The 25,758-nt window shown below is 64.6% G+C and carries 17 protein-coding genes, 1 tRNA gene and 1 other RNA gene; 15 read left to right on the plus strand and 4 right to left on the minus strand.

The features are described 5' to 3' along the window. The first annotated feature begins 113 nt into the window (after positions 1 to 113). Together EWU68_RS11085 and EWU68_RS11090 are read left to right on the plus strand one after the other, a co-directional pair. On the plus strand, positions 114 to 563 hold the full coding sequence (locus tag EWU68_RS11085) for an acyl-CoA thioesterase (RefSeq protein ID WP_129316195.1): 450 nt from the start codon (positions 114 to 116) through the stop codon (positions 561 to 563). Positions 564 to 683: 120 nt separating this feature from the next. Beyond that, positions 684 to 2,327 (plus strand): long-chain-fatty-acid--CoA ligase, encoded by a 1,644-nt coding sequence (locus EWU68_RS11090; protein ID WP_129316196.1) that lies wholly within the window; start codon positions 684 to 686, stop codon positions 2,325 to 2,327. A 161-nt stretch (positions 2,328 to 2,488) separates the two neighbouring features. Here the strand turns inward: EWU68_RS11090 and brnQ are convergent, their stop codons facing one another. Continuing rightward, on the minus strand, positions 2,489 to 3,883 hold the full coding sequence (gene brnQ / locus EWU68_RS11095; protein WP_129316197.1) for a branched-chain amino acid transport system II carrier protein: 1,395 nt from the start codon (positions 3,881 to 3,883) through the stop codon (positions 2,489 to 2,491). Positions 3,884 to 4,119: 236 nt separating this feature from the next. Between brnQ and EWU68_RS11100 the strand changes: the two genes are divergently transcribed. Beyond that, complete coding sequence (locus EWU68_RS11100; protein WP_129316198.1) at positions 4,120 to 4,878, plus strand: SDR family oxidoreductase; 759 nt, start codon at positions 4,120 to 4,122, stop codon at positions 4,876 to 4,878. Positions 4,879 to 5,075: 197 nt separating this feature from the next. Here the strand turns inward: EWU68_RS11100 and EWU68_RS11105 are convergent, their stop codons facing one another. Further along, positions 5,076 to 6,671, minus strand: a complete 1,596-nt coding sequence (locus EWU68_RS11105) for a helicase HerA-like domain-containing protein (RefSeq protein ID WP_129316199.1) — start codon at positions 6,669 to 6,671, stop codon at positions 5,076 to 5,078. Between the two features lie 203 nt (positions 6,672 to 6,874). Between EWU68_RS11105 and EWU68_RS13070 the strand changes: the two genes are divergently transcribed. After that, positions 6,875 to 7,051, plus strand: a complete 177-nt coding sequence (locus EWU68_RS13070) for a hypothetical protein (protein ID WP_156265472.1) — start codon at positions 6,875 to 6,877, stop codon at positions 7,049 to 7,051. 723 nt (positions 7,052 to 7,774) lie between these two features. Beyond that, positions 7,775 to 9,121 carry an MFS transporter gene (locus tag EWU68_RS11110; protein ID WP_129316200.1) on the plus strand — a complete coding sequence of 449 codons (1,347 nt, stop codon included), beginning with the start codon at positions 7,775 to 7,777 and terminating at the stop codon, positions 9,119 to 9,121. 140 nt (positions 9,122 to 9,261) lie between these two features. Here EWU68_RS11110 and EWU68_RS11115 read toward each other — a convergent pair. Further along, positions 9,262 to 9,349: transfer RNA gene (locus EWU68_RS11115), tRNA-Ser, on the minus strand. Between the two features lie 156 nt (positions 9,350 to 9,505). Here EWU68_RS11115 and ffs point away from each other — a divergent pair. The 9 genes from ffs to purL all read left to right on the plus strand — a co-directional run bounded on the left by ffs (position 9,506) and on the right by purL (position 21,361). Continuing rightward, an RNA gene (gene ffs, locus EWU68_RS11120) (signal recognition particle sRNA small type) lies at positions 9,506 to 9,605 on the plus strand. A 212-nt stretch (positions 9,606 to 9,817) separates the two neighbouring features. Then, positions 9,818 to 12,886 (plus strand): DNA polymerase III subunit gamma and tau, encoded by a 3,069-nt coding sequence (locus tag EWU68_RS11125; RefSeq protein WP_129316201.1) that lies wholly within the window; start codon positions 9,818 to 9,820, stop codon positions 12,884 to 12,886. Between the two features lie 60 nt (positions 12,887 to 12,946). Further along, a complete protein-coding gene (gene recR, locus EWU68_RS11130; protein ID WP_129316202.1) occupies positions 12,947 to 13,906 on the plus strand; it encodes a recombination mediator RecR in 960 nt (319 codons plus the stop codon). Positions 13,907 to 14,136: 230 nt separating this feature from the next. After that, the gene (locus EWU68_RS11135; RefSeq protein ID WP_129316203.1) at positions 14,137 to 15,432 is read left to right on the plus strand and encodes an aspartate kinase; all 1,296 of its coding nucleotides are present in this window, start codon (positions 14,137 to 14,139) and stop codon (positions 15,430 to 15,432) included. A 3-nt stretch (positions 15,433 to 15,435) separates the two neighbouring features. Continuing rightward, positions 15,436 to 16,401, plus strand: coding sequence for a 3-methyladenine DNA glycosylase (locus EWU68_RS11140; RefSeq protein ID WP_420852882.1), 966 nt, complete (start codon positions 15,436 to 15,438; stop codon positions 16,399 to 16,401). Positions 16,402 to 16,596: 195 nt separating this feature from the next. Continuing rightward, positions 16,597 to 17,790, plus strand: coding sequence for a polysaccharide deacetylase family protein (locus EWU68_RS11145; protein WP_129316204.1), 1,194 nt, complete (start codon positions 16,597 to 16,599; stop codon positions 17,788 to 17,790). Positions 17,791 to 17,950: 160 nt separating this feature from the next. After that, positions 17,951 to 18,202 carry a phosphoribosylformylglycinamidine synthase subunit PurS gene (gene purS / locus EWU68_RS11150; protein ID WP_129316205.1) on the plus strand — a complete coding sequence of 84 codons (252 nt, stop codon included), beginning with the start codon at positions 17,951 to 17,953 and terminating at the stop codon, positions 18,200 to 18,202. A gap of 6 nt (positions 18,203 to 18,208) precedes the next feature. Continuing rightward, positions 18,209 to 19,018 carry a phosphoribosylformylglycinamidine synthase subunit PurQ gene (gene purQ / locus EWU68_RS11155; RefSeq protein ID WP_129316206.1) on the plus strand — a complete coding sequence of 270 codons (810 nt, stop codon included), beginning with the start codon at positions 18,209 to 18,211 and terminating at the stop codon, positions 19,016 to 19,018. Between the two features lie 39 nt (positions 19,019 to 19,057). After that, the gene (purL, locus tag EWU68_RS11160; protein ID WP_129316207.1) at positions 19,058 to 21,361 is read left to right on the plus strand and encodes a phosphoribosylformylglycinamidine synthase subunit PurL; all 2,304 of its coding nucleotides are present in this window, start codon (positions 19,058 to 19,060) and stop codon (positions 21,359 to 21,361) included. Positions 21,362 to 21,450: 89 nt separating this feature from the next. On the opposite strand, the gene EWU68_RS11165 is transcribed toward purL, so the two are convergent. Beyond that, positions 21,451 to 22,638, minus strand: a complete 1,188-nt coding sequence (locus tag EWU68_RS11165) for a hypothetical protein (RefSeq protein WP_129316208.1) — start codon at positions 22,636 to 22,638, stop codon at positions 21,451 to 21,453. 215 nt (positions 22,639 to 22,853) lie between these two features. Between EWU68_RS11165 and EWU68_RS11170 the strand changes: the two genes are divergently transcribed. Further along, on the plus strand, positions 22,854 to 25,331 hold the full coding sequence (locus EWU68_RS11170) for an HAD-IC family P-type ATPase (protein ID WP_129316209.1): 2,478 nt from the start codon (positions 22,854 to 22,856) through the stop codon (positions 25,329 to 25,331). Positions 25,332 to 25,758 lie beyond the last annotated feature (427 nt).

A 25,758-nucleotide genomic window follows, 5' to 3' on the forward strand; every position in this document is an offset into this window, starting at 1 on the left:
ACCCCGACCCCCCCCTCACCCTCACCCACGGCGCCGTGTATGACGTCGGGGCAGGAGCGCGGGCCGGTACGGAATAGTATCGGTGAGACATCTATCAGGAAGGACAACCGTTCATGACCGAATATCCCGCGTATGCAGAACCCCTCGAAATCCGCTGGTCAGACCAGGACCTCATGGGTCACGTCAACAATGCCCGCGTGCTGACCCTGGTTGAGGAGGCGCGCATCATGTGGTTGCAGTCCATCGACAACTGGAGCCGCGAGGTCAACCCGACCGTCGTCGTCCGAACGGAGATCAACTACCGCTCTCCAGTGCACTACGGGCCAGAGCTTGTGGTTGAGCTCGGCGTGGGCCACGTCGGAAGTACGTCCTACACGATCACGTTCCGTGGCATCCAGGACGACGCCGTTGTCTTCGACGGGCTGAACGTTCTGGTGGGCGTCGATCCCGAAAATCTCCGCCCGCGCAAGCTCCACGACCAGGAACGTGACCTCCTGGGCCGCTATGGAACCTTTGACCCTGAACGCCCGACCGACCTGTCCGCCGAACCCGTGACCCACTGACTTGCGACGTGGTGGACATGTCGGGGTACCCGACAAAATTGTGTCCTGAATCACTAGGGCGTAGGGTTTTTCTACAAAATCCAGCGGCAATACCGCCCACCCGATCATGACGAGGACCCCATGCTCGAAGGACTCCGTGCCACCACCGGTGACGACTACCCCCTGAACATGACTTCGCTCTTGCGGCACGCCGCAACGACCTTTCCCGACAACGAGATCGTGTACCGCGATCTCAACGGTTCGTGGAACCGGACGAACTATCGCGAAGAATTCGCCCGGGTCAGCAAGATGGCGGGCGCGCTCTCGCGCCTGGGAGTGGGCGCCGGAGACATGGTCGGGGTTCTCGACTGGAACTCCCGACGCCATCTGGAGCTCTACTTCGCCGTTCCCGGGCTCGCGGCCACGATGTTGCAGCTCAATCTGAGGTTGGCCTCGGAGGATCTCGGGTACGTCATCGAGCATTCGCAGGCGTCGTGGGTCTGCGTCGACGAGTCGTTGCTTCCCGTGGCCGAAGCCCACCGTGATGCCCCGGGGGTCAAGGGGTGGATCGTCCTTTCCGACAAGCCGTCGGATCAAATCGAGACGACTCTGCCGAACGTCGTCTTCCTCGAGGAGCTCATGAAGGACGAGCCGGAGGAGTACCCGTTCGAATGGGTCGAGGAGAAGACCGCGGCCTACGCCGGGTACACCACCGGAACCACGGGCCGACCCAAGGGAATTCTCTATTCCCACCGGGCCATGTACCTGCATTCAATGACGGTCATCTCTTCGGAGAAGCTGAATTACAACGAGACCGTCATGCTCGTGACCCCGATGTTCCACGTGATGTGCTGGGGCTTCCCCCAGGCCGCGGTCGGCGCGGCGGCCAGAATCATCCTTCCCGGGCGCTGGCAGGCGCAGGACATCGGTGTGCTCGCCGAGGCCCTTGCTGAGGAGCACGTGACCCTCGCCAATGGCGCACCGTCGATTCTCACTCCGATGCTCGAGTACTACCGGTCGTTGCCGACCCCGCCGGATCTCACGGGCCTCCGCATCGTCTGTGGGGCCAGCGAGCCTCCGCTGTCGCTCATGCAGGGTTTCAAGGAGCTCACGGGAGGCGAGATCATCCACGCGTACGGCGCCTCGGAGACGTCGCCAATGGCCACGACCAATGGCGACTTCCCGCACACTCTCCCCGAGATGTCGGAGGAGGAAGCCTGGGATCTGAAGAGGTACCAGGGCCTCCCGATGCTCGGCGTCGACATCAAAGTCGCCGACTTGGACGGGAACCCCCAACCCCACGACGGCGAGTCGGCCGGCGAGCTGCTCATTCGCGGCCCGTGGGTGGCGACGTCGTACTACAACAGGCCCGACTCCGCCGACAGTTTCGAGGACGGGTGGTGGCGCTCTGGCGATGCCGGGGTCATCTGCGAAAACGGCTATCTCAAGTTGACGGACCGTCTCAAGGACGTCATCAAGTCGGGTGGCGAGTGGATCTCGTCGATCGACATGGAGAACGCGATCCTCGACAACCCCAGAGTCGCGGAGGCCGCCGTCATCGGCGTTCCCGATCCGAAGTGGGAGGAACGACCGGTCGCCTACGTGGTGCCGAAGGAGGGGCAGGAGGTGACCGAGGACAGCGTGTTGGACTTGCTGGCCCAAAGGTTCGCCAAATGGCAATTGCCGGAGAAGATCATCGTCTCGGCCGAGCTTCCCCGCACCTCCGTGGGCAAGTTGAACAAGCGCCAGATGCGCGAGGATTACACCTCCGAGCAGTCGAACTGAGAGTTTTCCCTCCGGTTTCTGAGGTTCTTGGAGACCTCTGCACAGACGAATCTCAGCCTCGATCCCTAGAGTCGTAACTACCTCATAGGTGCGAGTGATTGACGGAAAGCGGCCCCCGGATTCTTCCGGGGGCCGCTTTTCATGCTCAGGCGCGCTTCGTGTCAGCCGTTCGGGATGGCCCCGGTACGGTTCTCGGCGTCGGCCACCGACTCCCCGCCCAGGGGAACGCCCTTCCGGGCGCCGCCCGCCAGGTCGATCACGAGTCCGACGACGGCCGCCACGAGAGTCGGCAGGAACCAGCCGAGGTCCTGCGCATGGCCAGGCGACCACCCGATCAGCGGAGAAATGACACCTGTGGCCACGTTGAGGGATTCCAGGGTCATCAGAGCGGCCCAGATGCTGGCCACGATCAGCGCACACACGAATGTCCACTGCAGCCGACGCCGGACCAGCGGTTCCAGCAGGGTCAGCAGGATCAGGGTGATGGCCGGCGGGTACAGGAACCCGACGATCGGGGCGGCGATGGCCAGCACCGTTTCGAGTCCCGTCGTGGAGACGGCGAAGGAGATCAGGCAGAAAATCACCAACCACGCCCGGTAGGAAACCCGGGGCACCAACTTGTTGAAGAACTCGGAGGTCGCGCCCAAGAGGCCCACCGCCGTGGACAGGCAGGCAAGCACGACGATCAGGCCGAAAACGATGCCTCCGGGGATGCCCATGGTCTGCTGAGCGGCCGCGGCCAGCAGTGCGGCGCCGTCGGAGTATTCCGAGCCCTTGGGGATGATGTTTCCGACGTAACCGAGACCCAGGTAGATCACTGCCAGGCAGATGCCGGCGACGACGGCCGACAGACCGACGCCGCGCACGAGCTTGGGTCCGGCGGGCAGACCCTTGTACTTCAGGGCAGAGACCACCAGGATGCCGAAGGCCAGGGCCGCAATCGAGTCCATGGTCAGGTAACCATTGACGAAACCTGTCGAGGCGGGATGACCGGCGTAGTCGTCCACGGCCTGCCCCGGGCGATGGTCGATCGTGAAGATGCCGAGGAGGATCAGGAGCACCAGCAGGACCAAAAGGACCGGGGTGAGGTACTTCCCCAGTTTGTCGGCCAGTCCGTTGGGGTTGAGCGACATGAGGAAGGCGACGATGAAGAAGCCTGCCGAGAAGGCGGCTGCCGCCCAGGTGGAATGCCATCCGAGCAATGGAGTGGCGGCCGAGGAGAAGCTCACGGTGGCGGTTCGGGGCAACGCGTAGAAGGCGCCGATGGACAAATAGGCCAGGATCGGGAAGACGAGCCCGAAGATCCGCCCACCTCGCCGGGCGAGATCCTGGACGTCGTTACCGGTAACGGCCACGGCGATGACGGCCAGCACGGGAAGCAGAACGCCCGTGCTGATGAACCCGAGGATCGCGGGCCAGAAGTTTTCGCCCGATTCAACACCCGTGATCGGCGGGATGATCAGATTTCCCGCCCCGAAAAACATGGAGAACAACATCATCGCCGCGATGGCGATGGAGATCCCGTGCCGGGACGTGTGCGGGGCCTTCTGTGCCATAAACGGCCACATTCCTTTGCGCGATTGATGTTTTCAAGGGGGAGTCCACGAACAGCAGCGTCTCTTCAGATGCCAGAGTACTCTAGCGTGGACCCGGGTCCACGAGAATACCCCTGTCGGAGGCCGGATCGTGACCGTGTACCGCCTTTCGAGACAGCCATGCGACGCCTCGTGCCGTCAGGTCTGCCCCGGACTAGGGTGGCTGGTGAGTCGAAACGTCAGGGGAGGTTGCAGTCATGACGCGTCTGGCAGTGGCAGGGGCGACCGGTGCCATGGGAGAGCTCATCGTGCAGGCGGCCGAGGAGGACGGTTTCACCGTGGTTCCTCTCAGCCGGTCCCAGGGCGTTGACCTGTTGTCGGCCGAGGGCCTGGACGCCAAGCTCGAGGGAGTCTCGGCGGTGCTCGACGCGTCCCAAGTCGTCAGCCCCGTCGCGGAGGATCCGGTGACCCCGATTCTGAAGGGGGCGGAAAACCTGGTCGCGGCGAGCCGTTCCGCCGGTGTGAGTCGCCTGGTCATGCTTTCGATCAACGGTGTCCAGGACGAAGGCCTCAGACAGTTCCCGTTCTACGATGCTCGTCGTCGACAGGAAGAGATCGTGGCCGATTCCCGGCTCGCGCACACTATTGTTCGCAGTTCCCAGTGGTTCGAATTCGCCCTCAATCCGGCTGCGGTCGTCGAGGAGGACGACGTCGTGCGGGCGCAGAACTGGCAGATCCAGCCGGCTGCCGCGCTGAGCGTGGCTCGGTACGTGGTGCGGGCGGCGGCGGGCGACCATGGCGACGGCGTCGTCACGGTCTGTGGGCCGGAGCGAATGCGGCTTCCCGAACTGACCGAGGCGGTTTTGCGTCACCGGGGCGATGAACGACCCGTGACCATCGAGGCAGCACCTTTGCCCGGCATGGACAATGGGAGCCTCCTTGCCCCGGCCGACGCAGACCTTGTGGGACCAGGCCTCGAGGAATGGCTCCGCGACCAAGGCCAAAGGGCCCGATAGCTCCCGTTGTGAGGGGTTTGTGAGACGATTGCCGACCTTTGGGAAGGCTCTCTGAAGCCCACGTTCAGGTCTGCTCCCTATATTGGTGAGTACCTCATAGGTGCGAGTGATTGACGAGAAACGGCCCCCGGTTCGACGACCGGGGGCCGTTTTTCATGAGCGGGCCCCTGGTTGGGGCCAGAACGGATGCCCGGAGGTCAGCCGAAGAACCCTCCTCCGCGGCGCCTGCCGCCCCGGCGCGAGGTGCCGAACAAGCCTCGGACCAGTTCCCTGCCGACCTGCGATGCGACATTCGTCCCGACGCGCATCATGGCGTCATTGCGCTTGCGCCGGTCCTTGTCCTCGTTCTTGTCTTTCCCGGCCTCTGCCTTGGCCTTGCCCTCTGATTCTCTGTCTTTCGTGTCCTGGGGCTTCGCTGATTCCTCCGAAGCCTGCTTCTCCTTCTGTTCTTCCTGCTCGTTGAGCTTTTCGAAGGCCGAATAGGAATCGACGGTCTCGGCATACTTCGGAGCGAGTTCGCTGTTGTCCGTGATGCTCTGGACCGTTTCCGGGGCCGCGGGCGCCATGCGCGACTGCGGCGCGTACATCCGGGTCCAGGCGACCGGCGATGGAGCTCCCGTGTCGGTCATGACCGTGACCACGGCCTCCCCGATTCCCGCGGAGGTCAGCAACGACTCGAGATCGTAGTCCGACTTGGGAAAGGTCGAGACCGTGGCCTTGAGGGCCTTGGCGTCTTCCGGGGTGAAAGCACGCAGAGCATGCTGGACCCTGTTGGCGAGCTGGCCGAGAACATCTCCCGGGACGTCCTTGGGAGTCTGGGTGATGAAGAAGATTCCCACACCCTTGGAGCGGATCAGGCGAACGGTCTGAGTAATGGACTCGAGGAACGCTTTGGAGGCACCGTTGAACAGCAGGTGTGCCTCGTCGAGGAAGAACACGAGCTTTGGCTTGTCGACGTCGCCGACTTCCGGAAGCTCTTCGAAGAGGTCCGCCAGGAGCCACATGAGGAACGTTGAAAAAAGCTGGGGCTTGGACTGCAACTCGGAGAGTTCCAGCGCAGAAATGACGCCGCGCCCGTCCTCGGCCGTGCGCAGCAGTTCCTCCGTCTCGAACTGCGGTTCGCCGAAGAACTTGTCCATCCCATCGGCTTCCAGACCGACGATCTTCCGGAGGATGACCCCGGCCGTGGCCTTCGAAAGACCACCCAGGTCCGCGAGAGCTTCTTTGCCCTCGTCAGACGTGAGGAATTGGATCACGGCCCGGAGGTCGGCGAGGTTGTACAGCTCGAGCTCGTGCTGGTCGGCGTAGTGGAAGACGAGTTGCAGGCTCGATTCCTGGGTCTCATTGAGATCCATCACCCGGGACAGCAGGATCGGGCCGAAGGAGTGGATGGTCGCCCGAATCGGGACGCCCGTCCCCTCGCCCCCGAGGGAGTAGAACTCGGTCGGGAAAGACGTTGCTTCCCATTTCTGTCCGATGGCCGCATTCCGGGCCTCCAGCTTCTCGCCGCTCTCGCCCTTCTCGGCCAGGCCGGACAGATCGCCCTTGACGTCCGCCAGGAAAACCGGGACGCCGTTCGAGGAGAGTTGCTCGGCCATGGATTGGAGGGTCTTGGTCTTGCCCGTACCAGTGGCACCGGCGACGAGACCGTGCCGATTCATCATCGACAGGGGAAGACTGACCGGGACGTCAGGCTGGGGCTCACCCTCGCTCATGGCGACGCCGAGGTCCACCGTTTCCCCCGAGAATTTGTATCCGTCCGCAATTTTCTTGAGCTGTTCGTCAGTAGCCATGTCCTATACGTTACCCATCACAGGCCCTCCAGGAGGGGCATCGAAAGAAATTGTGGATATCGGATCGAGCTGCACCGGCTCCCTCCCACCCCGCCGTGACCAGTGGCGACGTCACGACCCGAGCCAGTTAGGCTGTGGGGACGGGCGCTCGTCGCCCCGCACCGACCGCCCGACCGGCAACCGACCGAGTTCAGGAGACAGCCGTGAAAAACATGTCCGACGTATTCCTGGTCTGCCTGTGCGTGCTGGGCATCGCATTCGTCGCGGAGCTCGTCATGATGACCGTGGGCGGCCTCAACCCGTGGATTCTCGTCATCATCGTGGTCCTTGCCGTACCGGCATCGATCCTGCTGGTCCGGTGGAAGAACCGCAGGGAATGACCCATTCCGCACGCCGTCCGATGCAGATTCCAGGGATCTCGCGCGAATGACGACGCCCTCACACCCCAGCGACACGCGAGGTGATTCCGCGTGATCCCGTGTTCCTCCATGTCGAAGCGCTAGTCGCCGAGAAAGCAGGTGCACGCCGGGAGCAAGGCGGAACGGCGCCAACCCATGTGCGACGCCGTTCCACCTCAGCCTCGGGCCCACGAGTGTCCGTCTCTTCTCTGAGCCGGACGGTGGAATGAGGAGGGACCGTGACCCGAGGCCTCTCCGGCTCGTGGCCGAAGACCCCTGGGCAACCAGCAATAGGTGTTGTCGACCGGTCGCCGTCGCCCGTTGATTTCATCAATGTGCTCACAGGGTATCCGATCCCGCCCACAGCAGACCGCCCCTGAATCACCGCGTCACGCCGCCCTCGGACCCCGCGGAATCGCCCAGCACGGACGGATCATCGAGGCCGTCGCGGTCGCGGAGGACCGTCGAAGGGATCGTATTCGCCAGTCCACCTGCGCAAACCCTCGGGCCCTCAACATGGCACAACGCGAAGGGGACGAGTAACCGGCCCCGACGACGTCGCGCTGTCGAAAGCCCGGCTCCCACCGCCCGAGCGACCCAAGTGTGCAAGATCACTTAAAAAGTGTGCATCCACCCGCTCCCGCGAGTCCTCTTAAGGTACTTTTGACAAGAACTATTCCCCCTAGTCCCTACCGAAGGTCCGCCATGAGCACCACCGAGTCAGCCACCTTGACCCGCACCGAGCGACTCGACCGCCTGCAGGTCTCCTCGAAGCACGTGCGCCTCCTGGGCGGATCGGGGGTCGGATGGGCTCTCGATGCCATGGACGTGGGCCTGATCTCCTTCGTGATGGCCGCCCTCGTGGCCCACTGGGACCTGAGCGCCACGGAATCCTCCTGGCTCGGGTCGATCGGCTTCGCGGGCATGGCCCTCGGAGCGTCACTGGGCGGCCTTCTGGCGGACAAATTCGGGCGTCGCAAGGTCTTCGCACTGACCCTCCTGGTGTACGGCTTGGCCACCGGAGCCTCGGCCCTGTCCGCCGGCTTGGGGATGCTGCTGGCGCTGCGCTTCGTCGTCGGTCTCGGTCTCGGAGCGGAACTGCCCGTCGCCTCGACCCTCATCTCGGAGTTCTCCCCACGATCGATCCGCGGTCGAATGGTTGTTCTCCTCGAAGCGTTCTGGGCCATCGGATGGATCGCGGCCGCCGTGATCGGAACCTTCGTGGTCACGGCGTCGCCGGAGGGTTGGCGGTGGGCGCTCGCTCTCGGTTGCATCCCTGCCGCCTACGCCCTCATCGTGCGCTTCGCATTTCCCGAATCCGTCCGGTATCTGGAGTCCACGGGCCGTCACGGCGAGGCCGAACGTATCGTGACGTCGTTCGAGAAAGCCGCGCCCCTCCGCCCCGTTCATTCGGGCCCAACCACCCCTCTGGGTCAAGGACACCAGGCGGCCGAAGCGGGCGGTACTTCCGAATCGATCTGGTCGGCTCGTTTGCGGCGACGGACCATTGCCCTGTGGACGATATGGTTCTGCATCAATCTGTCCTATTACGGGGCTTTCATCTGGATCCCGTCCCTGCTGCATGCTCAGGGCTTCACCTTGGTGCAGTCCTTCGGATTCACCCTCGTCATGACCATCGCCCAGATCCCGGGATATGCGCTGGCCGCCTACCTGATCGAAGTCTGGGGCCGCCGCGCAACGCTCTCCGCCTTCTTGGCCGGATCGGCCATCGCCGCCGTCTGCTACGGAGCGTCGAGCGCCGAATGGTCGATTGTGGTGTCAGGGTGCTTCCTGTCCCTGTGCAATCTCGGGGCTTGGGGCGCGCTGTACGCCATCGGCCCCGAGCTGTACCCGACGCCGATTCGCGGTACAGGCACGGGTGCGGCCGCGGGATTCGGGCGGATCGCGTCGATCCTTGCCCCTCTCATTGTTCCGCCGCTGATAGCCCTCGGCGGCACGGGAATCCTGTTCGCAGTCTTCGCGGGGGCTTTTGCGATCGCCGGCGTCGCCGCGCTGTGCTTGCCCGAAGCGAAGGGGCGGGCGCTGGCGTAGCGATTCGTTGGCTACGAATGGATGGGCCGGATGCCGGTCGCCCGACGACGCCGGACACCCAACGAAGCGACACGAAGAAGACCGCGTTAACGAGCTGAGCCGGAGCACCGTATCAACGATGCTCCGGCTCAGATCTCACGTGGCGGAGGATGGGGGATTTGAACCCCCGAGGGCGTGAACCCAACACGCGTTCCAGGCGTGCGCCATAGGCCGCTAGGCGAATCCTCCAGGCGTTGCTCCATCCCGTGGTTAACGGGACCTCACGAAAGCGAACGGATTCGAGCTTACACAAGCTTGATCCACGGTGACAACTCACGGGCCCCGAAGGTGGTGCACAACACGGCGCCGCCGTGTGACAGCCTCACATTGGCTGGGCTAAGCTAGTACGAGCCCCTCGCGTGGCGTCATCCTGAAAAACTCCCCCAGGGCCGGAAGGCAGCAAGGGTATTTGGGCTCTGGCGGGTGCGCGAGGGGTCTTTTCGTATCGAAGAACGCCTCCTGGGTTCCTCTCGCTCCGCTGGCTTCCGGTCTTTCCCGAGCACGGCCGTCACCGCGGGTTCGCGCTCACCGAGACCGAGACTCCAGGTTTCTTCCTTCGCCCGCGACGCCGACGACCGATTGCCCAGTCCGGACCTTTTGTCCACAGGAGCGGCCTCACTTCTTAAAGTGTCAGTCGGAACAAGTAGGGTTTCCTATGTGAGCACAGCCCTGTACCGCCGTTATCGACCCGAGACGTTCGAAGACGTCATCGGGCAAGAACACGTGACCAATCCCCTCATGACAGCGTTGCAGAAGAACCGCGTGAATCACGCCTATCTCTTCTCGGGTCCCCGAGGATGCGGCAAGACCACGTCGGCCCGAATTCTGGCGCGCTGCCTCAATTGCGAACAGGGTCCCACGGCGCATCCGTGCGGGACCTGCGAATCCTGCATCGATCTGTCGAGGGACGGGGCAGGATCCCTCGATGTCATCGAGATGGATGCGGCCTCGCACGGCGGCGTCGACCACGCGCGCGATCTGCGCGAACGGGCCACTTTTGCTCCCGTCCGAGATCGCTACAAGATCTTCATCATCGACGAAGCCCACATGGTCACGCGAGAAGGCTTCAATGCGTTGCTCAAGATCGTCGAAGAGCCGCCGGAACACATCAAGTTCATTTTCGCGACCACCGAGCCCAACAAGGTCCTCGGAACCATTCGCTCCCGAACCCACCACTATCCTTTCCGCCTGGTGGCACCGGAGGTTCTCCGCGGATACCTGAATCATCTGTGCGACGAAGAAGGCATCCGTGTGGACCAGGGCGTCCTCCCCCTGGTTGTTCGCGCAGGTGGCGGATCCGTCCGTGATTCGCTGTCCGTTCTCGACCAGTTGATGGCCGGGGCCTCGGCCGAAGGCATTTCCTACGACCTCGCCGTGGCGCTCCTCGGATTCACCCACGCGGAGCTGCTGGACGGCGTCGTGGACGCTTTCGCGGCTGGGGACTCACCCGCCGTCTTCCACGCGGTGGACCGGGTCGTTCAGACGGGGCAGGACCCGCGCCGGTTCGTCGAGGACCTCCTCGAGAGGTTCCGGGATCTGATCATCGTCAAGGCCGTCCCGGACTCCGCGGCCCAGATCTTGCACGGTATGCCGGAGGACCAGATCGATCGCATGCGCGGTCAGGCCAACCAGCTCGGCGCATCGGAGCTGTCCCGGTCCGCGGACATCGCCAATACGGCACTGACCGAGATGACGGGGGCCACGAGCCCCCAGCTTCACCTCGAGCTCCTGTGCGCCAGAATTCTGCTCCCGACCGCGGACGACTCGTCACGCGGGGTCAACGCTCGGGTCGACCGCCTCGAACGCCGCATCAACATGGGATCGGTCGGCGCGGTCCAAGCACCTCTGCAGTCGGACCCGGCTGCGGTCACGACGCCGGAGACCCCAGCCGAACACGTCGCCGCCCAAACGGACGAAAGCAATGCACCCGGCGATGCCTCGCAGGGCGCCCCAGGGCAGTCCGCTCGCGAAGCAGCGCTCTCCCTTGCCCGGAAGAATCGAGACTCCGCACGAAATCCGCAGGCCGCCTCGGATGGTCCCACCCAGCCGGAGGCTGCCCACCCCGAGACATCGGACCATGCCAGGACAGCAGAGGCCCCGGAGCCTGACGGAGACTCCGAGCCGCCGAACGTTGCGCCCGACACCACAACGGCGGACGCCCTCGGAGCCCAGCCGACGGCGACGTCGGAAGGACCCCACGCCGATGCCGAGATGCCTCCGGAACCAGAAGAGACGGAGCCGTCCCCACGTGGCCAAAAGCCGGAGGCCGCGTCCGGTGACGCCGCGGCGTCGCAGCCCTCCCCCGATGCGGGTCAGGTCAATCTCATCGAACGATCATGGGCCGACATCGTCGCTGCGGTCGGGAACTACTCCAAGGTCGGCAAAGCGACCTTCCGCGAATGCCGCCCGACCCGTTTCGACGGCGGAGTCCTGTACGTCGCCTCTTCGGGACCCGGCATCGAGAGCCGGGTGGAGCGATTCGCCTCCGCGCTGAGCAACGCGGTCCGGGACACGCTCGGTCTGGAGTGCACCGTCGCCCTCGACGACGGCTCGCCCGGCCCTGGTGGGAGCGGACCTGGTGGAAACGGCCCTCGCCGGGACGGCTCCGGAAACCAGAATCCTTCAGGCGCCGGCCAGCCCAGCACCTCGTCCGACCCGGGCGGTGCCCCGGACGATTGGCCTGGTGAGGAGGCATGGACCGATGCTGCCCGTCGCGCGCAGTCCTCGCCGTCACCGGTCGATGCCCCGACCACGAATTCAGCCCGACCTGCCGACACTGGCACGGCAGAGGACACCGCAATTCCCGAGGGAGATCGCGGTGGGGAAGAGGCCTGGCAGAAGCACGGCATGCCTCGCTCATTCCAGGATGAGGACCGCGAACCCGACTGGTCGGAGGATTCGTCCGGCGAAACCTTCGATGGGTGGAAAGTCGCCAGAATTCCGGACGACGAGGACGCACCCGAGACGGAGACCCAGGAAGAGCCCGGCGCCGATTTCGGGGATCTTCCGGGGAATACGGCTTCCCACCTGCGCGTTGTGCCAGAGGATGCGGGAGCCGAGCCGGACGGTTCGGATCACGGGGACTCTGGTTCCTCCACGCCGGAACCCGAAGGGGAAACAAAAGATGCCCCCTCGGCGTCACCCGGCGGATCGACGCCGAGCGCCCAGGATGCGGATGACGCGGCACCGATCTCCCCTGCGCAAGCCCCTGCCTCGACCCTGGAAGAGTCCCAGTCTTCCGGTCAGGGACGGGAGCGGCTGTCCTCCCACGACTGGTCCGTCGCGGCCAGACAAGCCGGGGCTCCCGGCGCCCCCTTGGACGGGAAGGACTGCGGCTGGGGCTATTCCGGTCCGAAGGGCGCCGCCAATGCCAGCGAACATCCCTCCATGTGGGGGCAGAGGGCCCCGCACCTCACGGAGGTCACGGGAGGGGCTGCGCAAGCTGCGGATCAGGACGCCGACGCGGTGGAGCCCCAGCAGGCAGGATCGAGCCACGAGAGGTCCCGTCACCTCCACGCCGTGCGCGATGACGAACAGGCCGACGACCAGCAGAACAACGCCCCGGTCGCCCCGGGCGCACCCGAGCCTCCGGATGACGAGTGGGAGAACTTCGTCCCCTCCCCGCACGACGAGGACATCGAGGATTCCTCGGTCTTCGGACAGGCGGCCATCGAAACGATATTGGGCGGTCGTGTTCTCGAAGAACGGCCGCACCACCAGGGGTAGCACTACCGTTTGAAACCACGCGGGCACCGATGCGGCGATGCCCAGGAGGAGCACAGACTCTTGTATCAAGGAGCAGTCCAGGACTTGATCGACGAGCTCGGGCGTCTGCCCGGCGTCGGCCCCAAGTCGGCCCAACGCATTGCTTTCTACATCCTCAATTCGCCGACGGACGAGATGGAGAAACTGGCATCCGCCATCACGACCGTCAAGACCAAGGTGTCCTTCTGCGAGATCTGCGGGAACATCTCCGAGACCCCCAAGTGCTCGATCTGTCGTGACACACGCCGGGACTCCTCACTCATCTGCGTCGTCGAAGAGCCCAAGGATGTCTCCGCCATCGAGCGCACCGGCAGCTTCACCGGTCGGTACCATGTCCTCGGTGGCTCCATCAATCCGATGCAGGGCATCGGCCCGGAGCGTCTCCGCATCCGCGAACTCGTGACCCGCCTGGCCGACGAAGAAGTCCAGGAGATCATTCTCGCCATGGACCCCAATCTCGAGGGCGAGGCCACGGCAACCTACTTGTCGCGCATGCTCACCCCGATCGGCATCACCGTGTCCCGTCTGGCCTCGGGTTTGCCCGTGGGAGGAGACCTCGAATACGCCGACGAAATCACCCTCGGCCGCGCCATGGAGGGGCGCCGGGTGCTCACCCCGGGGCAACGGCACGACGCCGCAGATGATCCGGAGGACGAAACCGCGGATCATGACGGCACCACGGGCGAGAACCGCAGCTCGATCGAGGGCGCGACCGACAACGAAGCAGGAACACCCGAGGGCGCCGCGACGGTGACAGCTCGCTCGGAGGCAGATCATTCACCCGGCGACCGGCCGAACGGCCCCAATAACCCCGAGAGCCCCGATGGGCTTGGCCGCACCGAGGTTCCTGGGTCCGAGAACGGCACCCGAGAAGGACCGATCCAGGCTCCGGCCCAACAACCCGCCCAGCCGGCGGATCCGAACCGCAGGTACCCCACTCCGCGGCGAGGCGAAAAATTCGCCAACCCCTGGGCCGACTGACGACCGCTCCCGGAACGCACGGCGCGCAGTGACTCAGATCCCATATATGACGCGCAGTCCGACCAATACTCCGAAACCGTGTCACATAGTGGAATTCCCGACTCAATTGAGCACCGGACACCCCCAGCGGATAGTGTGATACGCGGTCAGGATTCGCACGAATCCGGCACCGAACGGCCCTCGGGACCGATCATGCACGCACCCAGACTCCTATTATCGAAGGAGACACCATGAGCCTCATCGTTCAGAAATTCGGCGGTTCGTCTGTTTCCGACGCCGAGGGTGTCAAGCGGGTCGCGCAACGCGTGGTCGACACCAAGAACCAGGGCAACGACGTCGTCGTGGTGGTCTCCGCCATGGGTGACACGACCGACGATCTGCTCGACCTCGCACAGCAGGTCACCACCAAGTCCGGCCCCAGCCGAGAGCTGGACATGCTCCTGACGGCCGGCGAACGCATCTCCATGGCCGTGCTGGCCATGGCCATTCACGAACTCGGGGCACCGGCCCAATCCTTCACGGGCTCCCAGGCCGGGATGATCACCGACGGGGTGCACGGTGCCGCGCGGCTCGTCGAGGTCCGCCCGGACCGGATCCGCGACTCCCTGGAGAACGGGAACATCGCCATCGTCGCCGGATTCCAGGGCATGAACCGCCAGACCAGGGACATCACGACCCTCGGCCGCGGCGGATCGGACACCACTGCGGTGGCACTCGCGTCGGCCCTCGACGCCGATTACTGCGAAATCTATTCCGACGTCGACGGCGTGTTCACGGCCGATCCGCGCATCGTGTCCGCGGCCCACAAGCTCAACGAGGTCTCCAGTGAAGAGATGCTCGAAATGGCGGCCAACGGCGCGAAAATCCTCCACCTGCGTTGCGTCGAGTACGCCCGCCGATTCAAAATAAAGCTTCACGTCCGTTCTTCGTTCAGCGACCTCGAAGGTACGTGGGTCATCCCCACGGAATCGGATGGAGACGCCCCCGACCTGACGAAGGAGATCCCCTTGGAACAGCCCCTCATCTCCGGTGTGGCCCATGACCGCACCCAGGCGAAGGTCACCATCGTGGACGTCCCGGACGTGCCCGGTTACGCCTCCAAGATCTTCGGCTCCCTCAACGACGCCAAGATCAACCTGGACATGATCGTCCAGAACGTCTCCACACGGTCCGAATCCCGCACGGACATCTCGTTCACCCTCCCCCAGGACCAGGGCGACGCCGCCATCGAGGTCCTCAAGGGCGTCCAGGCCGAAATCGGATTCGCCGACATCGAGTACAACGACGCCATCGGAAAGCTCTCCCTCGTGGGGGCGGGCATGAAGTCCAACCCCGGCGTCTCGTTCCACTTCTTCGATGCCCTGTCCAGCGCGGGCGTGAACATCGACATGATCTCGACCTCCGAGATCCGCATCTCGGTGATCACCAGAGCGGACCTGCTGGACGCCGCCGTGCGCGCGGTCCACACCGCTTTCGACCTCGATGCGGAAGGCGAAGCCACGGTGTACGGAGGCACCGGCCGCTGACCGGTGACTGACGCCCCGCCGACCCAGCCGCTCTCTGCCCGAGGCCCGGTCCACCTCACCGGGCCGGTGTGGCGTGACTTGGCGGAGGAACATCGGGAACGGACCTCCGTCTACACCGAACCCTTCCTGGAACGACGCCACGCAGGGCGCAAGCACCCGGTCGAAGACTTCCTGTTCACGTATTACACCCTCAAACCCGGCCAGCTGCGCCGGTGGCATCCGGGCCCCGGCGTCATCCTGCTCGATGCCACGGAACGCCTCGAGTGGAAGTTCTACCGGCGCCCCACCGACACCGAATTGCAGACATCCGGGCTGTCCGCGGACGACGTCGAGGAACACCGGAACACATCCGCCATCCTCGACCTCGAGGACTTCCTTCGAACCAGGGCGGCCGCGGTGGATTTCACGCGGGACATCCTCGAGCGCACCGCAGCCAAGCCCGGAAATTTCGGCTGCTTCGGAATGCACGAGTGGGCCATGGCCTACCGTTCCGAGGAGAACGACATCCGCCACGAATACCTCGATCTCCGGCTGGGCGCCGAAGGAACAGACACCGTGGTCGAGTCCCACCGGATCCACTGCACACATTTCGATGCGTTCCGCTTCTTCCAGCCTCAAGCCGTCCCGCGCAATGAGCTCCAACCGACTCGGGAAGAACAACGCCACCTGGAGCAGCCGGCGTGCCTGCACGCCAATATGGACGTCTACAAGTGGGCGTACAAGCTGCTGCCCCTCGTCGACTCCGCCCTGCTCATGGACTGCTTCGATCTGGCCTGGCAAATTCGCGAAATGGACATGCGGGCAGCGCCATACGACCTCACGGCGTGGGGCTACGAGCCCATCGCCGTCGAAACGGCGCACGGCAAGAAGCAGTACGCGACACTCCAGAGGGAGTTCGCCGAGCGCTCAAATATTTTGCGTCAAAGACTCCTCAACGTCCTGATTTCGGTGCCCGAACCCAGCAACTGATCCCACCGGCCGATGTCGGCGATCCGGTCCCGACCCCCGGTGCGGCCCGTCACCGCAGTCAGGCGACGTTCCTTGGCCCCTCGGCTCGAGCCTGACGTGCAAATTCACCTCAACACCCCCTCCTTGAAATCTGCATTTTTCGTGGGAACCTGGGACGGCCCCATAATTTTCCTCACATCTACGGGAGTCATACCTGTGAAGATCAGCCGCCGGACCGCCGTCATCTCCGCATCAACGTTCGCAGGTGCCGCAATACTCAGCGCGTGCGGGTCCAAGGATTCCGAACCCGCCAATGATGCTTCACCCTCCGCCTCATCGGGTGCCTCCGATTCGGCCTCGGGGTCCGCGTCGGCGTCGGCGTCTCCGCAGGGTCCTTTGGTCACCTGGGCCGATAACACCATGGTCTCGCACCTGTTCTTCCACTCCCTGGTCGCGGACCCGAAACGAGCCTTCGACGGCGACGACGAGGCCAAGGGCTACCTCGACTACATGGTCACCATCGACGAATTCAAAAAAATCATCCAACAGGTCTACGACCGCAACTACATCCTGATCAGCCCGCACCAGCTCTACACCACCGGCCCCGACGGCAGCATCGAACTGAAACCGTTGGAACTGCCCGAAGGCAAGAAACCACTGGTGATCTCCTTCGACGACCTCTCCTACTACGAATACATGGACGGCGACGGCTTCCCCGACCGGTTGATCGTCAAGGACGGCAAAATCGTCAACGAATACCGCGATGCCGCCGGCAAGAAACAGGTCGGAGCCTATGACCACTTGCCGATCATGGAAGAATTCCTCCAGGACCACCCGGATTTCTCCCACGACGGGGCCAAAGGGGTCATCGCGATGACCGGCTACAACGGGGTCCTGGGGTACCGGACCTCGGATATTTCCTACAAGGACCAGAACAAGAACCTGGACCAGGACAAGAAGGATGCGAAGAAGGTCGCGGATGCGATCAAGAACAACGGGTGGGAATTCGCCTCCCATTCCTGGGGTCATATCAATTTCACGAAGTCCCCGGTCGATCATATTCGGGCCGATAACGAGAAGTGGCAGGCCGAGGTCGCCCCGATCGTGGGCAAGACCGACTTGTTGATCTACCCGTTCGGGGCCGATATTGCCGGGATCGGTGATTACGAGAACGAGAAGTTCCAGTATTTGAAGTCGCAGGGGTTCAACGCGTTTTTCAATGTGGATGCCTCGGTCCCGGCCTGGGGTCAGGCCGGGGGCAAGTATCTGCGTCAGGCTCGGATCAATGTGGACGGGATTTCGTTGAAGCACGCGATCGAGGGGACATCGCAGACGTTGAATGAGTTCTTCGACCCGCACACGGTTCTGGATCCCCAACGCCCCAAATCAATCTCCGGAACCGACGAATAGGCTTCCGAGCACCGATCGGTACGACCCGGACGCGGCCGCCGCTCTCACCGGCTAGACTGGTGAAGCAAGCTCGCGGAGCGTCCGGGTCGTTCACGTCCGGCGTGAGACGGCAACGGAATCCGCGCGCCTGAATACCCCTCAACGCGTACAGGAGCGACGGATGCCCCGAATCATTGTCGACGTCATGCCCAAGCCGGAGATTCTCGATCCGCAGGGCAAGGCAATTGCCCGCGAATTGCCCCACATCGGTCTGAGCAGTTTCACCGAGGTCCGTCAGGGCAAGCGGTTCGAGTTGACCGTCGAGGGAGAGGTCACCGAGCGGCACCTCGAGGAAGCTCGCCGGGCCGGAGAGGAATTGCTGTCCAACCCGGTCATCGAGGACGTCGTCAACGTGTCCGTTGCGGAGGACTGAACGAGCATGGCCGAATCACTGCCCTCGACCGAAGTACCCCTGATCGCGGATCTGACCCCTGACGTCTCCGATGAGCGCCTGGCCGGCGTGCGCGTCGGCGTCGTCACCTTCCCCGGAACTCTGGACGACCGCGACGCCGCCCGCGCGGTCCGCATTGCGGGCGGGACTCCCGTACCGCTCTGGTACAAGGATTCCGACCTCCAGTCAGTGGACGCCGTGATCATTCCCGGCGGGTTCTCCTACGGCGACTACCTCCGTGCCGGCTCCATCGCCGCCAAGGCCCCGATGATGCGCGAAGTCCATCGGGCCGCCACCGCGGACGGCACCTCCGGGTCCGCGCCGCTGCCGGTCCTCGGCATCTGCAACGGGTTCCAGATCCTCACGGAGATGCATCTCCTCCCCGGATCCATGATCAAGAACGACCACCTCAAGTTCGTCTGCACCGACCAGAGGCTGCGCGTGGAGAACACCGAGACCCCATGGACGGCCGAGCTGGATCGAGGCGGCGAAATCGTGGTCCCGCTCAAGAACCAGGACGGCCAGTACGTCGCGGACGCGCGGACGCTGCGCCAGCTGGAAGAAGAGAACCGGGTCGTCTTCCGCTATGTCGGCGGCAATCCGAACGGCTCCCGCCAGGACATCGCGGGGGTGACCAACGAACGAGGCAACGTCGTGGGCCTGATGCCGCACCCCGAACACGCCGTCGAACCCGGCTTCGGCCCGTCCTCCTCCGGCACGGAAGAAGTCGCGATGCGCTACGGCTCGGACGGTTTGCGCCTGTTCACATCCCTCCTGCGCCAGATCGTCGCCGCCTGAGCTCCCGAGCACCGAGCCAAAACAAGGATTCACACTTTCATGAGCGAACAGCAGTTCAACCTGGACACCGTCGATCACGCACGGACCACCCCCGATACCGACCTTCCCTGGGCCGAACTCGGCCTCAAGGAGAACGAGTTCGAAGACATCAAGAAGATCCTCGGACGCCGCCCCACCGCCGCTGAGCTGGCCATGTACTCGGTCATGTGGTCCGAGCATTGTTCCTACAAGTCGTCCAAGGTCCATCTCAAGCAGTTCGGTGCCAAGGTCACCGACGAGATGAAGAAGGACCTCATGGTCGGGATCGGCGAGAACGCCGGTGTGACCGACATCGGCAACGGGTGGGCCGTGACCTTCAAGATCGAGTCCCACAACCACCCTTCCTACGTCGAGCCCTATCAGGGCGCTGCTACGGGCGTGGGCGGCATCGTTCGCGACATCATTTCGATGGGCGCTCGGCCGGTGGCCGTCATGGATCCCCTGCGTTTCGGAGCCATCGACCACCCGGACACGCAGCGGGTCGTCCACGGCGTCGTCGCCGGAGTGGGCGGATACGGCAATTCGTTGGGGCTGCCGAACATCGGCGGCGAAGTCGAGTTCGACGCCTGCTACCAGGCAAATCCGCTGGTCAACGCCTTGGCCGTGGGCGTCATGCGCCACGAGGACATCCGTCTGGCCAACGCGTCGGGCGTCGGGAACAAGGTCATCCTGTTCGGCGCCAGGACCGGTGGGGACGGCATCGGTGGCGCTTCGGTGCTGGCTTCCGAATCCTTCGACGACGCCAAGCCGTCCAAGCGCCCTGCCGTGCAGGTCGGTGACCCGTTTGCGGAGAAGGTCCTCATCGAGTGCTGCCTCGAACTGTTCAAGGACTCCGTGGTCGAGGGAATCCAGGACCTGGGCGCGGCGGGGATCTCGTGTGCGACGTCGGAGCTCGCCTCGAACGGTGACGGCGGAATGCACGTGGATCTCACCAAGGTGCTCCTCCGGGACAGCACCCTGACCCCCGGCGAGATTCTCATGTCGGAATCCCAGGAACGCATGATGGCCGTGGTGACTCCGGCCAACATGGCCCGTTTCGAGGAGATCATGGACAAGTGGGACGTCGAGTACTCGGTCCTCGGCGAAGTCACCGACTCGGGCCGGTTGGTCATCGAGTGGGACGGCGAGATCATCGTCGACGTCGACCCGAAGACCGTGGCTCACGACGGCCCCACGTACGAACGGCCGTACAGCCGGCCGGCCGGGCAGGATGCCACGCAGGCGGACCGGTTCTCCGAGTCCGCAGCCGGCAGGGACCGTCCTGCGGGAGCCGAGCTCGGCAAGGCCGTCGTCGAGCTCATGGCCTCACCGAACCTGTGTTCCAAGGAGTGGGTCACCGACCAGTACGACCGGTACGTGCAGGGCAATACTGCGCTCTCCCAGCCCGACGACGCCGGCGTGGTCCGCGTGGACGAGGAGACCGGGTTGGGCGTCGCCCTGGCGACCGACGCCAATCCCCGCTACGCCTACCTCGACCCGTATGAAGGCGCCAAGGCGTCCCTGGCCGAGGCCTACCGGAATGTCGCCACGGCGGGCGCGCGGCCCGTCGCCGTCTCGGACTGCCTCAACTTCGGTTCACCCGAGGATCCGGACGTGATGTGGCAGTTCGCGGAAGCGGTCCGCGGCCTCGCCGATGGTTGCATGGAGCTCGGCGTGCCGGTGACCGGCGGCAATGTCTCGCTGTACAACCAGACCGGAGGCCAGGCCATCAATCCGACCCCGGTCGTCGCGATGATGGGTGTGATGGATGATGTGACCCGGAGGACGCCGTCGGGCTGGGCCCCGACCGAGGACGGCAACGCGATCTACCTGCTCGGGACCACGGCGGACGAACTGGACGGTTCGGAATGGGCCCGGCTCAAGGGGCATCTGGGTGGCCGCCCACCGCGGGTGGATCTGGCCCAGGAAAAATTGTTGGGAGACATGCTCGTCAACATGTCCCGGGACGGCATGATCGACGCCGCGCACGACCTGTCCCAGGGCGGCCTCGCGGCCGCCCTGGCGGACGCGTGCCTGCGCTTCGGCGTCGGTGCACGCATCGGTTTGGGAGAAGTCGCCGAGCGCGACGGCGTCGACGAGTTCACCCTGCTGTTCTCGGAATCCCAGGGACGCGCGGTCTGCTCGGTCCCGCGCACCGAAGAAGTTCGTTTCAAGGACATGTGCACCGCACGCGGCTATGCCTTTGCCCGCATCGGTGTGGTCGACGCCGTCAATGACGCTCTGGATCTCCAGGGCGTCGCCAGCGTGCCGCTCGCGGAGCTGAGAGAGGCGTGGTCAGGAACCTTGCCGAAGTACTTCGGCTGATCCTCCAACGCACCGGGGCGGGCCCGGACCACGATCGTGGTCCGGGCCCGCCCCGGTTTCACGACGCCGTCAGAAGCCCTCCCGTGGGGTCACAACGTCTTGACCAGAATCGATGCGATCACGATCGATCCGGCGCTGACGCTGGTGAATCCGCCGATCAGCATGGGCGGAAGGATCCTGTCCTGGACCGACTTTCGCATTTCGGGGTCGTCCGAGGATGTCCGGGCGACTTCGGTGGTGATCAGGTAGTCCCCGGGGAAGCCGAACATCGCGGTCAACGCCACCGGCATGCCGAGGCGCAGGTCCCACCCCAGGAGCTTCGTCGCGACCGCACCACCGATCAGGATCCCCACCATGCCGACACCCAGGATCAGCACAACCGCTCCCAGCGAGGTCACGATCTGCGAGAAGGACGCGCCCATGAGCGGCACCGCGACCACGACGATGATTGCCACCATGCCCAGAGAGAAGCCGCTGGCCTTCTCGAGAGACGCACGGGGAAGGACCCCGGTCCAGACACACGCGATGCCAAGGGCCAGACCCCAGATGCTGTAGGAGACCCCCGTCAGTCCTTGCAGATACATGGCCAGCCCTCCGCCCGCGACGACCATGAAGAGAAGAACCAGCTGGTTGTCTCGGATGGACGCCGGCAGTTTGACCAGGACTCTGCGATCCGCCTCCGCCTGCGCTTCGGGAGAAAGCTGAATCGCCCCGGTATCAGGGTCTCGTTCGACCCGAACCTCGCCGCTGTCGATCAGGCGGCGCGCGTGACTCTTGAGGAAGAGAGCCGTCAGGGGCATCGCCGGGAGAGCCTGCAGCATCAGCACGAGCGTCGGGATGGTGGCCAAGGTCGTCAGACCCGCCGAAGTGAGGCCCTCGGTGGTCAGGAGGGTCGAGACGATCCCTCCGACCAACGGTCCCGTACCGGCCACAGCGGTCCCGTATCCGAAGACCAGCCCCACGACCAGCAGGATCAGGAGAGTCGCGCAGGCCATGCCGGCCACCGAGATGACGATGGGCCGCCACTGCTTCTTCAACGAAGCGATCGGCAGCAGCGTGCCCATGTGAACCATGATGGCCGGCTGCATGATGGTCGCCATGCCGACGAACATCGAGGCCTTGGCGATGGACGCCGGGAACACACCGGTCTGGGTCAGCGCCGCCATCGCGAGCATGGCCACCAGGAGCGACGGTATTCGTGCGCGCGTCAGGGACGAGACCAACTCGCCCAGTGCAATGCAGGCCAGGAGGACGACTGCCGCGTACATGGTGTCCATGGATTGTCCGTTCTGTTGCGAGCGATGGAAGGCCTCGGACGTCGAGCGACCCGCAGTGAGTGTAATTTGTATCACTTTCACAGGCGTAGCCCGACCCTAACACCCGATCTCGGCAACCAGAACCAGGAAACCCGAAGTAGAGGCTGGTCTACTCCGACTTCGGGGAACACGCCCGTAAACTGGATACCGCACGCCGCGAACCCCCGAGGAGATCGATGCCAAGTCGCACCAAGGACGCCCCGCCCCGGCTTGCGCGCGCCGATGATGCAGACCTCGCCCGAAAAGGGTTGTCGGCCGAGGACGTCCGGGAACGCACCCAGCGCGGCCTGACGAACGTCCAGCCGAACACGACCTCCCGCAGCGTGTGGGCCATCGTCCGGACCCACTTGTTCACGCTCTTCAACCTCGTCCTGGGCGCATGCGCCGTCGTCATCATCCTCCTCGGTCGCTGGCTCGACCTCCTCTTCTCCCTCGCGGCCCTCGCCAACATCATCATCGGGTTCGTCCAGGAATTCTCGGCCAAGCGGCAGCTGGACAAAATTGCCCTGCTCCGCCGGGACCCGGCCCGGGTGCTTCGCGACGGGGCCGCATCATCCATCCCGCTCGAGGAGATCGTGCTCGACGACGTCCTTCTCCTCTCGCGCGGCGACCAGGTTCCGGCCGACGCCGAGGTCCTGGCCGCCGACGGGCTGGACCTCGACGAATCGCTGCTGACCGGTGAAAACGACCCCGTGGTCAAGAGACCCGGCGACAAGGTGTATTCCGCATCCTCCGTGGTCGGCGGCTCGGGCAGAGTCCGCGTGACGGCCGTCGGTGACAAGTCCCACGCATCCCGGTTGGCCAAGGAAGCCCGTCAGTTTGCCCCGATCAGTTCCGAGCTGAGGGCCGCGACGGAACGGGTGGTCAAGTGGATCTCGATCGCGCTGGTTCCGATCATCCTGGTCGTGCTCAACGGCCAGATGCAGGCCGTCGGAGGATGGCATCGAGCGTTCTCGAGCGGGGACTGGAAGGACGCCCTCGTCGTCGCAGTCTCCTCGGTCGCGTCGATGGTCCCCCAGGGGCTGGCCCTCATGACGACGATTTCCTTCGCCGTGGCGGCCGTCAAACTCGCACGCGATGAGGTCCTCATCCAGGAGCAACCCGCGGTAGAGGTGCTCGCCAGGGTGGACACCGTGTGCTTCGACAAGACGGGCACCCTCACGGAAGGCGGGGTGACGTTCGCGCGAGCCCACGGGCTGGGGTCCCACGAGGGTCTCGACGACGACGCCCAGGAGGCCCTGGCCTGGTTCGGGCACGACGAGAACGCGAACCCGACCGCCGCTGCCCTGGCCCACGATTTCCGGAGGCGCCCCCAGGAGCAACCGAGCGGCGTGCTCGGATTCTCATCGGCCAACAGGTTCTCGGGCGTCGAATTCCCTGGCACCGGCGCCTGGGTCCTGGGGGCTCCCGAGGTGCTCCTCCGGGACCCCGACAATCTCGACCGGGCGAGCGCCCTGGCCTCCGAAGGGTTCCGAACCATGGTCCTCGCCAAGGCCGATGCCTTGGCCCGGGACGACGACGCCCGCCCCATCCAGAAGCTGCCCGACGCCTGGGCCCCTGTGGCACTCCTGACGTTCCGCGAGCACGTGCGCGGCGACGCCGAAGAAACCCTGCGCTACTTCACGGACCAGGGAATCGACCTCAAAGTCTTCTCCGGCGACAGCCCCGCAACGGTGGCCGCCGCTGCCCGCCTCGCCGGCATGGACGCCGAGAACGGTGCCGTGGATGCGTCCCGGCTGCCCGACGACGGCCCGGAACTCGTCGACGCGGCACTGACCCACAACGTTTTCGGCAGGGTCTCCCCGTACCAGAAGAAGAATATGGTCTCCGGGCTCCAGGAGCGCGGCCGGGTCGTCGCCATGACCGGTGACGGCATCAACGACGCCCTGGCTCTCAAGCACGCCGATCTCGGAATCGCCATGGGCAACGCGGCACCGGCGACGAAAGCCGTCTCCCGCCTGGTGCTCTTGGACGGGAAATTCTCGCGGCTGCCGTCGGTCCTCGCTGAGGGCCGGAAAATCATTGCGAACATCGAGCGGGTCACCAACCTGTTCCTGACGAAAACGAGCTTCGCCGTGATGATGGGCGTGGTCCTGGGGCTCCTCGCATGGACGTTCCCGTTCCTGCCGAGGCAGTATTCCACGGCCGACCTGCTGATCATCGGTGGCCCGTCCTTCGTCCTGACCATGCTTCCCAACAACCGCCGGTACGTCGGTGGGTTCCTGCGCAGGGCGTTGCACTTTGCGTTGCCGAGCGCCGTCGTCGTGACCCTGTGCATCGTCGCGGTGAATTTCTACGCCAAGCACCTGGATCCCAGCGGCCTCCAGGTGCAGCAGCAGATCCAGACGGCGAACTTCATCGTCCTGGTCCTGGTCGGCCTGTGGATCCTGTGCGTGGGGTCCCGGCCGTTGAGCCTTGCTCGGGGCGGATTGCTCCTGGCGATGTATGCCGCCCTGATCCTCGTGCTGGTCATCCCGTGGTCCCTGATGTACCACGAGTTCCAGGTCCCGGAGGCGAACCTCCTCTGGGCTTCTTTGATCACCGCCGTGGCGGGCAGCGCGCTCATCGAGGGCAACTACTGGGTGCACCGGTCCTGGATGCGCAGACACCAGTCGGAGGCCTTCCGGGCGGGCGTCGCCTCCGGCGAGGTCTGATCCCCCCTGGCCGAGGTGGCAGTCTTGTGCACGATTCGGGCCCCAATCTGCACAAGATTGCCACTTCGCGGTTGTGGAGACACCGGGCAGCAGCGGCCCAGACACTGCAGGTCATGGCCGGTCCCGCAGATCATGACTGGTCCCGCAGGTCATGACCTGCCGACATTTCCCATGCAATACATCCTTGCGCAGGTTATGACCAGCCGGTAGTGTCTTTCTCGGCTCGGCGCACAACGTCGAGACCTCAGGGTTGTTACTGGAACAACAGGCAAGACCTGAGTCGCATCACCGGGCACCGTCCCGGTGTCTTCACCATGAGGACTGACCCGAACATTCACTGTTGGGACTGTGCCTCGTGACCCCGTCGTACACGACGGCGCGGTCATGGTGGTGGCGTGCGGCTCGGGTCTTTTTTGTGTCTCAAGAC

The organism is Rothia koreensis, assembly GCF_004136575.1.
GTDB lineage: Bacteria > Actinomycetota > Actinomycetes > Actinomycetales > Micrococcaceae > Rothia > Rothia koreensis.

Excerpts from the sequence above, each read along its gene's own strand:
- EWU68_RS11105 (WP_129316199.1), bottom strand. The coding sequence starts at position 6,671 with ATGGCTACTGACGAACAGCTCAAGAAAATTGCGGACGGATACAAATTC.
- EWU68_RS11100 (WP_129316198.1), top strand. The coding sequence starts at position 4,120 with ATGACGCGTCTGGCAGTGGCAGGGGCGACCGGTGCCATGGGAGAGCTC.
- EWU68_RS11165 (WP_129316208.1), bottom strand. The coding sequence starts at position 22,638 with ATGGACACCATGTACGCGGCAGTCGTCCTCCTGGCCTGCATTGCACTG.
- EWU68_RS11170 (WP_129316209.1), top strand. The coding sequence starts at position 22,854 with ATGCCAAGTCGCACCAAGGACGCCCCGCCCCGGCTTGCGCGCGCCGAT.
- EWU68_RS11135 (WP_129316203.1), top strand. The coding sequence starts at position 14,137 with ATGAGCCTCATCGTTCAGAAATTCGGCGGTTCGTCTGTTTCCGACGCC.
- EWU68_RS11085 (WP_129316195.1), top strand. The coding sequence starts at position 114 with ATGACCGAATATCCCGCGTATGCAGAACCCCTCGAAATCCGCTGGTCA.
- EWU68_RS11090 (WP_129316196.1), top strand. The coding sequence starts at position 684 with ATGCTCGAAGGACTCCGTGCCACCACCGGTGACGACTACCCCCTGAAC.
- purS (WP_129316205.1), top strand. The coding sequence starts at position 17,951 with ATGCCCCGAATCATTGTCGACGTCATGCCCAAGCCGGAGATTCTCGAT.
- purL (WP_129316207.1), top strand. The coding sequence starts at position 19,058 with ATGAGCGAACAGCAGTTCAACCTGGACACCGTCGATCACGCACGGACC.
- EWU68_RS11110 (WP_129316200.1), top strand. The coding sequence starts at position 7,775 with ATGAGCACCACCGAGTCAGCCACCTTGACCCGCACCGAGCGACTCGAC.
- purQ (WP_129316206.1), top strand. The coding sequence starts at position 18,209 with ATGGCCGAATCACTGCCCTCGACCGAAGTACCCCTGATCGCGGATCTG.
- brnQ (WP_129316197.1), bottom strand. The coding sequence starts at position 3,883 with ATGGCACAGAAGGCCCCGCACACGTCCCGGCACGGGATCTCCATCGCC.